Below are 11,746 nucleotides of genomic sequence, written 5' to 3' on the forward strand. Positions count from 1 at the left end.
AAGACGGACTCATAGGGTCTTCCGCAGCATGCGGCGGCAACCTGGGACGTTACCAAGGCAACAGGTACAACCGCTCGCCGAACTGGTTGCCATCTCTGTCCTGGCCTGCCCCTGGGCAACAGCCACCAATACTCATAAGAACAGCGGGAAGGCTTACCCGCAGCGGCGGCAACAACCCAGGCCGCTCTATCGTCTTAGTTCCATCCGACCAGAGGCCTCCCTGCCTTTGTCGTGCCCTTTTGACCCAAAAAATGGAGGTAACTAATGATCCAGTTGACCGAACCGCCGTCCGAGGCGGTTCCTGTGAAGCACGCAGGTGAGCCGCCGACGTCCGGCGATCACGGCGGAAGCAACTCCGCGTTCGCGGGGCGGAACCCTTACTTGGATCGCTGGCTCGAGGCAATCGCCAGCGACACCAGCCTCCCGCCCGAGACGCTCGAGGTGGCGAAGGTGATGGCCCTTTCAGTTGGCATCGGGCGCGCGTCCTTTACGGACTGGCAGCGGGTTAATACCTCGCTTGGGCGGGAGAGGCGGGATCCCACGTCATTGGAGATCATGTCCGAACTCCAGTCGAAGGGATACATTCACCGCAATTTCTACGACGGCATCGGCCTCCGCCGGTACGGCTGGACGCTGCTGATTCCGGAGGGAGAACAGTGAGCGTAGTACCTAGCGAGGCATCTCGTCCTTTGCAGTACGGGAAAGCTATCAGGGAGTCCAACCTGCCGTCGGGCGTCAGGGCGACTTGCTGGGCGATTGCCACCTTCGCCAACAACAAGACAGGGAAGGCCTTCCCGACCGTAGAACAGATCGCTACCGCCGTGGGGCTCTCCGGGGAAACCGTCTCGAAGCACACGCGCCATGCAGAAGCAGCCGGATATCTGCGGAAGGTGCGGAAGTTCAACAGCTCCATCGACTACTACATCACCGTCCCTGCCTCCGTCGTGGACGAAGCCCCTGCGCCCCCGATCACCAGTACGGCGGAGGAGGCGCCAGCTAGGCCACCGGTCTTTGAGACCTGGAGCGGAGACCCCGATTCTTACTGGCGGCCTTAGTAACACCCAAGAAATTACGGAGGGCGGCACCCTGGGTAAGGCCATGTATGGGTGGCCAGAAGCCCGGGGGGCTACCCCAAAAAAGTCGTCAGCCCGCACCCCGAGTTTTCTTTCCCGGGACCCCGGAAATACCCTTCCCTAACTACCTTAGTTTTCTACCTTAGGGAGAACTACCTCAAGTAGTTCTACCTCAGTAGCAACTACCTCAACAGGAACTACCTCTCTACCGGCCGGGCCCAACGCGGATGGATCGATGGTGCCCCTTGCCTAAGAGCAAGGGGCACCCTTCCCGAATGAACGGGGAGCCAGACGACTCCACCCCTGGCCACCTATTGCTTGGTCAAGGAAAGAGATGACCCTTGCCTTGAGGGCAAGGTCATCCCGCCGGTCCGCAGCCGAACCATCGATTCGGCTGTCAAGGCAGGCGGAGCGCCGCGCAGCCCGGAGGGCGGAGCAAGCTCCGCGTAACTCAACGATTTCTTGCATTGCTCAGTGTCAATGACGCCAACCCGACGACAAGAACCGAGGTCACCATGAAAGCTTCCACGTCCCGCTGCGCCCAGGACCGGGTTGAAACACTCCGGCAGACGCAGACCTTTGATTCCATAAAGACCCACTATGTGGGTCTCGGACTTTGCCGCGTTTGCGCCGCACAGGCTGCGTGGGGACACCAGTTGGGGTTCTCCAGGGTCACCCAGCAGCCCTGCCAGGAGTGCCAGCCGATCGTTGATAGGTTTCCTCGCGCCAGGCCAGGAAAGTGGCGCTCCTCCTCACCGCGCAGCGGGGCCAAGTTCTCGCCCGGTGTCGGCCCGGCATGAGTCAGTAGAGGCCTTGTAGGGGGAAATTCTGACAGCGGTAGCCATGCACCGCTCCTAGGGCCCCGTCCCCGGCTGACAGCGTCAATAGAAACGCCCAGGGACCCGGCAACGAAGGAGTGGGCCGACGTATTCCGGCTCTTCGGGCCGTTGCCCTTCCCACGAGCTAGGGTGTCCGAGCCGCCCACCCGGCCGTGCCCAGACCCCCGCGGTTGCGCAAAACATTTCTCCCGCGATACGTGCCATGAATGCCACGCGACAGGCCCTGTACGGAGTATTTCTGACAACGGTGCCGCGGCACTGCACTGGAAGTCCCTCGTCGACTGACAGCGTCACCAAACGGGCCACTGGCGCGCTGTTGACCGGCAGCAAAGGATTGCGTGAAGCCGGTCGGGCGCATGGCTTTGGAACGCCTTGTCCTTCCCATGCTGAGATGAAGCCGGCGGACGACGGCTTGGAGTCACCAACACCGGGCCCCTTAGTAGTAGCCGACGATCATCCTGGCCGGGATCAGAGTCCGGGAGCTCCGATAATTTGCTGCCTGTTGAGTGGCGGTGACAATCACGATGATGTCGCCCCGCCCTAACGTTGCAGCCCATTCATCCTGAACCCAAACATTAAATCGTTCCAATCCCGTACAGCAGCTCAGGCGCTATGACGGCCGGGCGGGCGCAATAACCGCTTCGGGTCTCCCCCCAGGGGGTCTTACGTACTGCTCTGCAGCCCTGCCAAGGAATCGACCTTCGCCGCCGTGGCACAAGACGGCCGAGCGCGCAGGAAGCCGAACGGGGCTCCCCCACTCCGGCCACCACCTATCGGCAGCAGCACCGTTGCGAAGTAGACGGCGAGCACGGCGGCGGAGTACACCGCAGCAGCGCCTCTGATGCTGTGGATAACCATAATTATCGCGATGATCGACTTCGGCCCTGTTCAGGAATACCCCGACTGTGTAGCTGTGCCAAGCGCCCGGGGCGCATAATCGCATCTACTCATTGAAGTACCGGTTGTGCTAGTTGGATTTAGTGCGCGCCCCAGGTGTCACTGGTCGCAATGGTGCACCGTTAATTGGGACTGACCACTGACCGCCGCGAAGCGCGGCGCGGGCCGCGCGCGGCCTCCTCCAATGCGGTTTCCACGATCTCCATGTCTGCTTGTTCAGGCTTTGACGTCAACTTCACCCGGCCCTCTCGGGCGAGGGCCTCACCGGCAAGGACGTATGGGCGGACCGTACTGTACGCCTCCCCTAACGCCCTGGCTGCGCCCGAGATGTTCATCCGCTTTCGGGAGGTGACCACGGATGGGGAGATTGCCCGCAAGTACGTGGCCCGAGCCCAGAGCACCTTCCAGTCATTCCGCGCGGCCAGTGCGGCTTCCTGCGCCGCACGGGCGGCTTCTTCCCGCGCAAGTTCGTCGGCGTTCATTTCCATCATTTGCCCTTCCCCTAGGCAACGTGCACAACTGCTCTCCTGTACAAAAGGCATCATAGTTGCGCGGCACCCTGAAATAGAGCGAGACGATGCGTATCCCGTGCACAAGACGCGGAGGTGCCTTCACGACGAGCTCGAACGCGCAAGACGCAGGTGAGCCGGGGGAAGCGCTCTGCGTTGGCGAGAGACGCGGGTGGATATCCCAGCACCGGTGGGCTTCAAATTAGATCCGGCCAGCCCTGCGCAGTTGCGGCCCTGCAAGCCGACAAGTTGTCGGGACACCGTCAGTAGGTGTGTGTGTACGCTTCATCCATGGGGGACTACGAAATATGGGGCTAACGCAGCGGCAGAGCCATAGAGAAAGAATTCTCGAGGTCTTGTCCACAGAGCCATCGGGCAGCCTGCGAAGGGCGTCAGCCTTGCAGCGCCTCGCCGCTGCGTTTGCTTGGTCAGTTGAAGATAACGAGCCTCGGGAAACCCGGCCGTGGGAGACGAAATGGGAGAATCGGGCCAGTTTTGAGCGAGCCGAAATGGTTCGCGCCGGATTGCTAGAAGACGATGAGCACGGGCGATGGACGCTCTCTCCTGCTGGCTGGGCGCAGGCACGAGAAGTGCGCAGCAGGAATCAGCCCGATTTTGGTGACGAGTACACTCGGCGAGAAGAGATGTGGAAGGCCCTCCTGGCGGCTGGTGGTCCGCGTGAAGTGAGCGCGGGACTTATCCGGGACCTAGGCCTCTTCGCGGGAGCTCGAGCAATTTTTGTGAACCAGGAGCGGACCAAGTCCGCTATCGCTCCAAACGGGATAGCGGTCTCTTTCCTCCACACAGGGCGCAGTTACGCAGACGACCTGACTGAAGAAGGCGTTGTCTACCACTATCCAAAGACGAAACGCCCAGGTCACGACATGGTCGAAGTGGCTGCGACGAAAGCCGCCTACCGATCGGGCTTGCCAGTATTCGTAATTGGGCCTGGAAGTACATTGGTCAGACGGGTCGTATACAGAGGATATGTCGAACGTTTTGACGATCAGCTTGGCGCACTGCTAATTACTTTCACACAAGATGAGCTTCCGCCTCCGCCGCCTCTAGGTGAGGACGACAGCCCTTTCACCTTGACTGATGAAGCTTCCAAACGGACTTATAGCCTAAGGCAAAATCGGCCCAACCAAGGCCGCTTCGCGATGAAGGTTTTCCAGCGTTACGGCAGTGCTTGCGCCGTCTGTGGCCTTGACATCTATGGTCTTGTGCAGGCCGCCCACCTTCGGGCCAAGAAGCGAAGCGGTAGTGACGATGAGCGCAACGCCCTACCGTTGTGCGCGAACCACCACCTCGCGTTCGACCGGCTCCTCTGGGCCGTAGAACCAGGGACGCTGAAGCTAGCGAGCCGCATCGGCGGGCCGGATCTCGGCGAGCTGGGAATTTCAAAGCCTGATTTGACCCACCTGAAACGGCCGCCGCACGATGAAGCGGTCGTGGACAGTTGGCAGGCGTGGAAAAAGGGGCAAGGCGACAGTCTCTAATCCACTTCCGTCACGGCTACAGCTTAGTAAATCGAGGGTTACTAAAGAGAATGGATTCTTGCAGGTAGCCTGTCAATAATCGAAGACTTCCTGGTCGGCGCTGGGAGGGCAGTTCGCGGCCCTGCGCTGCTCTCCTTTGACGCCCTGAACCATGTCATCAACCGGAAGGGCCAAGAAGCCCGTGCTATCGATTTGGATCTGTGGACGGTGACCCTAAGTGACCGAGCCCAATGGCAAATGCTGTGACTTTCGCCAAGCCTTCAGGCCTTCTCGCGACTCGGGCTTACGCCGTGTCCCGCAGGACCAGTCCGGCCCTGAGTATGTTGACCGCCGCGTTGATGTCGGCGTCGGCCCGGTGCCCGCACGAAAGGCAGAGGAAATCCTTGCCCTTCCGGTTGGCCGCCTCCCGGCGCCCGCATTCACTGCAGGTCTGGGAGGTGTAGGCGGGGTTGACCTGGATGAAGTCACGTCCGGCGCTTTCAGCCTTGACGCGTAGCAATTCCAGAAACGTTCCCCAGCCCGCATCGAGAATGGACCGGTTGAGCCCGGTCTTCGCGCTCCCTCCGTTGGGTTCGTAGCCCCCGGCCCCGTCCGGCCGTGGTGCGGGACGCCGGGTCATGCCGGCGATTGTGAGCTTCTCGGCCACGATAACGTCGTAGCCGGCCACCAGGCGGTGGGCCGCCTTGTGGAGGTAGTCGTGCCGCTGGTTGCGGACCCTCCGGTGCACGCTGGCAACCCTCTCCCGGGCCTTGCGTCGGCGGTTGGATCCCCTCTTTGTGTGGGACATAGCCTGATTAGCCTCTGCCAACCGGGAAAGGGAGGCCTTGCCGAAAGCCGGGTTGTCGATCCGCTCCCCGAGCGACGTGTAGGCCAGTCCATTGGGCCCTGTGGCCAGATCGATGCCAACGACGGCTCCAGTCTTTGGCAGCGGGGCCGGCAGTTCCTGGTCCGCGGACAACGTAATGTACCAATGCCGGCCTTCACGTTTTGCGGACACGGTCTTAACCCGGCCGGTGACCGCGCGGTGCTGCTTGACCTTAATATCGCCCACCCCTTGAAATCGGACTCGGGCCTGTGTCTGGTGCGAATCCCACTTCGCCCCGTCGCCGTTGCGGTGGACCACCGTGTCGAAGTAGCCGGCACCCTTGAACCGTGGATAGCCTGCCTTCTTCTCGCCGGTCTTGATCCGTCGGAAGAACGCTTGGAATGCACGGTCAAGTCGCCGGAGGGTCGCCATCTGACTAGTGAAGGACCAGCGCGCGTAGTCCGGGTCGTTCGCCCGAATGTCGGAGAGTTGACCAGTCTGTGCGTAGTAGTTAATTGCGATCCGCGAGCGCTTCCAGGCCTCCCTGCGCTCCTGCAGGGCAGCGTTGTAAAGGAACCGATGATCATCCAGCATGGCCCGGAGCAGGTCCTCCTGCTTCGCCGTCGGGTACATGCGGAACTTGTAGGCCCGGATCATGGCATCCGGTCGCGGGCTTCCATAGTCCGCACCTGACTTTCTGTTGGCGGGATGCACCAAATCGATGTATGTATCACTAGTAGAGCAGACAATGCTGGCATTGTCAGTTGACATGGACAGATGCCCACTCGTCCGCACCAGTCTTCCGAGGAGCAGACACTCCGGTGGGCTGAACGCAGGGCAATGGTCGGGGCGCGCATACGAGAGCTGCGACTCGAGCAGGCTCTCTCTCAGGAAGCGCTGGCCCTGGAGTCCGGACTGAGCCGGAACATGGTGATCGGCATCGAGTGGGGCCGGAAGAGCGTAGCCTACGAGCGTCTTTGGGATATCGCTGACGTTCTGGACGTACCGATCAGCCAACTTCTTCTCCCGCCGGATTCGGCTGCCAAGACTTCCCCTTACCGGGGCGGTCGGCGACCCATGGGCCGGTAGCCAGGGAAAATTTGACCGTTTGCCATACCCGGACGCTGACCCCCGCCTGCGACGTGGTCGCTTCCGAAGGGGAGGCACATCCATGAGTCGTCCATCGCCCCTGGCGATCCGGCCCGACGGTGCAGCCCAGGTTCCAAGTCCGCGAAGTTCCCACGTGCTTCAACTGAGGCATCGGAAGGCGGCACATGCCGAAACCTGGTTGACCGCCCAGAAGCCAGCCGACACGCCTCCGGTAGGCCGTCGCTAGGCCACGCTGAACGCAAGAACGACAGGACGTGGAATAGTGGGCAGCTTCCGATTGCTCTATTGATTTCGCCAGGCCGCGCTACTCCCAAGGGCAACTAAGGGCAAGCCGCGTACCATCATGCCAGCAGATGGTGAGTCTAATTTTCGGCAGGCCCAGCAGAGTTGAATCGCAATTCAAACGTTCTGTCTTCGGTAAGGAGGCCTTCCAGTCGGCCCGAGGTTCTCACTAGAATGTGCCATGGACACGCTACTGAATGTGATTGACCGTTTCGGGGCCATTCTTTACGGCGTTCTCGCGTCCGCCGTGAGCCTTGCCTTCATACTGCCCTCAACGTTGAACTCTCTGGATCACGCACGGTCAGCCGCGCCAGATTTCTCAGGTTGGCGTGGAACGCTGACCCAGCCCGACGCACTGTGGACGGCCAGGCCATCACAGCAACTAGAACAGGTTGCGGATTTTGCGGGCTGGCCATGGCTGCATGAACAGGTTCACATGATCGCCGACTACCTGGCAGTCCCACCTCGCCACGAGGCAATTGTGACAGTAGCCTCCGCCGGTACCTTCATAGGGCTGAGCGTTTACGTATGGTTGTTTGCGAAGACGACTTCACCACAGATTTGGCGGCCGCTCGCGTTGACCCTGATTTGTCTATCCATTCTGGCCGAGGTCAACGAGCCAGCTTGGCCGCTGCTGGTAGCTGCCATGTGCGTGTCTATCGGTGCCGTATTGTTGGCCGCAACGATTCACCGCTTCGGGATAGGCGGGCAGCTTGGCGCTCATGTGGTCGAGGTTGTTGGCTTCTTTTGGTTGTATCTAATTTTCTCTATGATGATCGGCTGGATATATGCCGTGGCTCGGCTTCTCGGCGGCCTCGGCTGGAGCGAGAGGCGATAGGAGCGCCCTTGTGAAGGGCGTCGACAGTATCCCTCTCCCAATTGCCCTACGCGACAGGCCTGATGTGCACGCTATCGTGCGCCGCTACGCATGTGGTACGTAGCCCATTTCTGACAGGCCGAACATTATTCAGGCACAATCCACACCCTATGTCTAGTGGCCTACTGTGCTTCCTGCTTTTGCCAGCTTGCGTGTCTTTGGTCCGCACCGCATACCCCTAAGCGCGACGCTCTGCCCTAGCATGCAGGCATGACGCAACTACTCTGGCGCAGATACGCCGAATGGCCGCTACTCGCAGTCGCCATCATGTTCCTCACCGCTTACTCGGCCCAGGTCACATGGATTTGCCGCCGCAGCAGGATGACCTCCTCGAGCTGGTCATTTGGACAACATGGGGGCTCTTCGGGATCGACTACCTGGTCAACCTCACCCTTGCAAGGAACAGGTCCCACTGGTTTTTCCGTAATATCCACGAGCTGATCATCCTCGTGCTGCCGGTGCTTCGCCCGCTGCGACTGCTGCGGCTGGTCACCCTCCTCAAGGTTCTGCACCGGACCGCTGGCCGGTCCCTCCGGGGGCCGGTACTGACCTATGTTCTTAGCGCGGCGGTGCTCGTGACCTACGTCGGAGCGGTCGCCATCCTCGATGCCGAGAGGGGCGCCGAAGGATCGAACATCAACAACTTCGGGGACGCGCTCTGGTGGGCTGCCGTGAGCATCACCACCGTGGGCTATGGCGATCATTTCCCGGTCACCCTCGTTGGAAGACTGGTTGCGGTCGGGCTCCTGCTCGGCGGCATCGCCCTCCTCGGTGTCATTACCGCGGCTGTTGCTTCATGGCTCGTGGAGGCTGTCTCTGTCAAGGTGGCCGACGAAACGGAAGCTACGGAGGCATCCCTTCGCCGCGAGGTGGCCAACCTGAGCCAGCAGGTCCAGAGACTCACAGACCTGCTCGATGCGGGCATGGTCAAACATGGTGACCACCCGGGCCGGTAAGAGTCACCTAATAGCGGCTTCTCCCCTGCCCTGTCACTGGTACTCGTCACGGAAGCGACCACGTCCACTACTGATGCAGGCATCCGGGCAACAAGGCCCTTGCGGCCTCCACGCGCATCTACGGCCCAGGAGGAGCCGCCTTTGGCAAGGGCTCTTCCAAGTCCCTCGATGCTTCATCAGCGCCATAGGATGGCAAGGTTCCCAGCATGAAGTCCAGCAGGTTGGCCATCTGCCGGAAGCCAGCTCGGCAGGGATTGCTCGCTATTGCTGACGTGATCTCATCCTCTGGGCTTAGACCAGCCCGATCCCCCCGCGGATAGACTCGGCAAGGTCATCTGACGCACATCTTTTGGGGAACATTCATGAGCGAAGCACTCGTCCACATCGAGAACATCAGGATGGATTTCGGAGACAAAACAGTCATCCGGGACCTGTCCTTCGACGTGTAAAGAGGTGAAACGTTCGGGTTCCTTGGCAGCAACGGCTCCGGTAAAACCACGACTATCCGGGCGCTGCTGGGCATCTATCAGCCCACCGGCGGGATCCTCCACATCGACGGCCGGCCCTTCCGGCCCGAGGACGGCGACCGGCTCGGCTACCTCCCGGAGGAGCGTGGCCTGTAGAAGAAGGAAAAGGTCATCGACATCATGGCCTACTTCGGCAGGCTCAAGGGCATGGAACGGCACGCCGCCAAGACCTGGTCACTGAAGTACCTGGAAAAGGTTGCCCTGGCGGACAAGGCCAACGTGCAGCTGGACAAGCAGAAAACCAAGGGCGCGACGGTGGTGATGGTCACGCACCAGATGGAGGAAGTCGAACGCCTCTGCGACCGGGTGATCCTGCTCAAGAACGGCACCGCCGAGGCGTACGGGACTATCGACGAGGTCCAGAACCAGTACGGTGGCCGCGTCATCGGCCTCCGGCACGCCGGGCCCATCCCCGCCTCACCGAACTACACGGTGACAGCGAACGGGACGAACTACTCCGAGTTGTCCATCACCGACGCCACCGACGAGGCCGACATCCTCAAGGAGCTCATCGCCGCCGGCGTAGCGGTCCGATCCTTCATAACCACGAAGGTGTCTTTGGAGGAGATCTTCATCCGGGCCTACGGCGACCAGAACAAGGCCGACGCGGCCACCTTCGAACCGGCAGGGGCCTAAAGGGATATGGCACAGCACAACCTTGGCACCGTCGCCAGATTCGAGTTCTTCCGCACCATCAGCAAAAAGGGGTTCTGGGCCGGCACCCTGTCCGTTCCGCTCATCATGGCCGTCGTGTTCGGGCTGATCTATATCAGCAACACCTCCACGGCGTCCGCCGCGGACGCCCAGGAGAACGCCCAGTTCTCCATCTCCTACACCGACGCCTCAGGACTCATTACCCCCGAACAAGCAGCAGCGTTCAAAGCCGAGAAAGCGACTTCGGCCGACGCAGGGATTGAGGCCGTCAAAGCCGGCACGGTGGACGCGTACTTCGACTTCCCGGCCGACCCGGCCACCGACGCCGTGAAGGTCTACGGCGCCGACGAGGGCTTGTTCGAGAACAACAAATACTCCGCCGTCGCCCAGGCCATGCTGACCCAGGCGGTCAACGCCCGCATCGGCTCCGCCGAGCTCGCCACCCTCGCCGCCGGTGACGCGACCATCGACGTGACGGCCTACCGCGGGACCGTTGAATCCTGCCGGTTCAACGCCGCCCTTCCACCGCTGGCGTTCCTGGTGATCTTCTACGGCCTCATCATCCTCTTGGCCGGGCAGATGCTCAGCTCCACCCTCGAGGAGAAAGAGAACCGACCACCCTGATCAGCGGGAAGGTCCTGGCGCTCTTCGCCGTCGGCGCCGTCCAGATGGCCGTGTTCGCCTCCCCGTTCGTCATCGGCTACCTGATCTTCCGCGAGCAGGTCAGCATCCCCGACTTCGACCTAGCCACCCTGGTGTTTGAGCCGGTCCCGATGATCATTGGTTTCCTGATCCTGGTCGGCGGCTTCGCCCTGTTCACCACCACCCTGGTCGCGATCGGCGCGGTCATGCCAACGGCGAAGGAGGCCGGGAACTTCATGGGCGTCATGATGGCCCTGATCTTCGTGCCTTTCTACGCGATTTCCCTGATCTTCTCCAGCCCGCAGGCCCTCATCGTGCAGGTCTTCACCTACTTCCCGTTCTCCTCCCCCGTCACTGCCATGCTCCGCAACGGACTAGGTTCCCTCGGCGTCCTCGAAGCGGCAATCGTCATCGCGATCCTCTTCATCGGGTCCGTGGCCATGTTCTTCCTCGCCGTCCGGCTGTTCCAATACGGATCCATCTCATACACCTCCAAGGTCAACATCAAGACAGCCCTCAGCGACGGCAGAAAAGCCGCGCGTCCAATCACAACCAGTACCCAGTATCTGCTTCTCCCAGGCCTTCCGTCATGGATCAAACATGGGTCCTGTAGCCGTGCGCGAAATATAAAAGGGAAGCGTTTTCCGCTCCTGAACCGAGCTGTTTCCACCGGCGCGCTGTGCTGGGCGTATCCGTCAGCGCGGGCATATCAGGTTTTTCTACCGTTCAGGCAGCCCCGGCCCGTCTGCCCTTGACCTGCTGGAACAGGTTCTGCCTGTATTCGGTCAGGGACTGGTTAGCAAGCGAGATCAGGTGGAAGTGATCGACCGCGACAGCGGTGCTCCAGCGCAGCTGCCGCCTCCTCCTAGTGACGTGGCCACGATAGAACTGGCGGGCGGATCCTTAAGCTGCATGATTGCAGGCATTCATTTGAGCCCTCGACTCGATCCCTTCGCGGAAGCACGGGTGCCCGAGGCTGCGAGGAGGACTGCTACTTCTGCCTAGATCCAGGAACCGCCTGACAGTTCCCCCTGCCCTGAATCCAACGGAGTCCCGCTTCTCGCAACTTGGGAGGT

At 61.1% G+C, this 11,746-nt stretch carries 9 protein-coding genes and 2 pseudogenes; 9 read left to right on the forward strand and 2 right to left on the reverse strand.

The features are described 5' to 3' along the window. Positions 1-264: 264 nt before the first annotated feature. Together V9L18_RS10225 and V9L18_RS10230 are read left to right on the forward strand one after the other, a co-directional pair. Positions 265-660, forward strand: a complete 396-nt coding sequence (locus V9L18_RS10225) for a hypothetical protein (protein ID WP_337347051.1) — start codon at positions 265-267, stop codon at positions 658-660. After that, positions 657-1,055: a helix-turn-helix domain-containing protein gene (locus tag V9L18_RS10230; protein ID WP_337347052.1), complete on the forward strand. Its 399-nt coding sequence runs from the start codon at positions 657-659 to the stop codon at positions 1,053-1,055. The genes V9L18_RS10225 and V9L18_RS10230 overlap by 4 nt, the downstream gene beginning before the upstream one ends. Before the next feature lie 1,876 nt (positions 1,056-2,931). Here the strand turns inward: V9L18_RS10230 and V9L18_RS10235 are convergent. Beyond that, on the reverse strand, positions 2,932-3,300 hold the full coding sequence (locus V9L18_RS10235) for a hypothetical protein (RefSeq protein ID WP_337347053.1): 369 nt from the start codon (positions 3,298-3,300) through the stop codon (positions 2,932-2,934). A 326-nt stretch (positions 3,301-3,626) separates the two neighbouring features. On the opposite strand from V9L18_RS10235, the gene V9L18_RS10240 reads away from it, so the two are divergent. Then, on the forward strand, positions 3,627-4,817 hold the full coding sequence (locus V9L18_RS10240) for an HNH endonuclease (RefSeq protein ID WP_337347054.1): 1,191 nt from the start codon (positions 3,627-3,629) through the stop codon (positions 4,815-4,817). A 283-nt stretch (positions 4,818-5,100) separates the two neighbouring features. Here V9L18_RS10240 and V9L18_RS10245 read toward each other — a convergent pair whose 3' ends face one another. Beyond that, positions 5,101-6,393: an RNA-guided endonuclease InsQ/TnpB family protein gene (locus V9L18_RS10245; RefSeq protein ID WP_337347055.1), complete on the reverse strand. Its 1,293-nt coding sequence runs from the start codon at positions 6,391-6,393 to the stop codon at positions 5,101-5,103. A 6-nt stretch (positions 6,394-6,399) separates the two neighbouring features. Between V9L18_RS10245 and V9L18_RS10250 the strand changes: the two genes are divergently transcribed. From V9L18_RS10250 to V9L18_RS10270, 6 genes and pseudogenes are all read left to right on the forward strand, one after another. Further along, positions 6,400-6,711 (forward strand): helix-turn-helix domain-containing protein, encoded by a 312-nt coding sequence (locus tag V9L18_RS10250; RefSeq protein ID WP_337347056.1) that lies wholly within the window; start codon positions 6,400-6,402, stop codon positions 6,709-6,711. Between the two features lie 484 nt (positions 6,712-7,195). Then, positions 7,196-7,852: a hypothetical protein gene (locus V9L18_RS10255; protein ID WP_337347057.1), complete on the forward strand. Its 657-nt coding sequence runs from the start codon at positions 7,196-7,198 to the stop codon at positions 7,850-7,852. A 338-nt stretch (positions 7,853-8,190) separates the two neighbouring features. Continuing rightward, positions 8,191-8,847 carry a potassium channel family protein gene (locus V9L18_RS10260; RefSeq protein WP_337347058.1) on the forward strand — a complete coding sequence of 219 codons (657 nt, stop codon included), beginning with the start codon at positions 8,191-8,193 and terminating at the stop codon, positions 8,845-8,847. Positions 8,848-9,308: 461 nt separating this feature from the next. Then, positions 9,309-9,470, forward strand: a pseudogene (locus tag V9L18_RS22040) (ATP-binding cassette domain-containing protein); the annotation flags it as partial. A gap of 24 nt (positions 9,471-9,494) precedes the next feature. Next, positions 9,495-10,010 (forward strand): ATP-binding protein DrrA1-3 family domain-containing protein, encoded by a 516-nt coding sequence (locus V9L18_RS22045; RefSeq protein ID WP_443197941.1) that lies wholly within the window; start codon positions 9,495-9,497, stop codon positions 10,008-10,010. Positions 10,011-10,115: 105 nt separating this feature from the next. Beyond that, positions 10,116-11,425 (forward strand): annotated as a pseudogene (locus V9L18_RS10270) (ABC transporter permease). Positions 11,426-11,746: the final 321 nt, after the last annotated feature.

Origin of the sequence: Pseudarthrobacter sp. CCNWLW217 (genome assembly GCF_037203985.1) — a bacterium.
Lineage (GTDB): Bacteria > Actinomycetota > Actinomycetes > Actinomycetales > Micrococcaceae > Arthrobacter.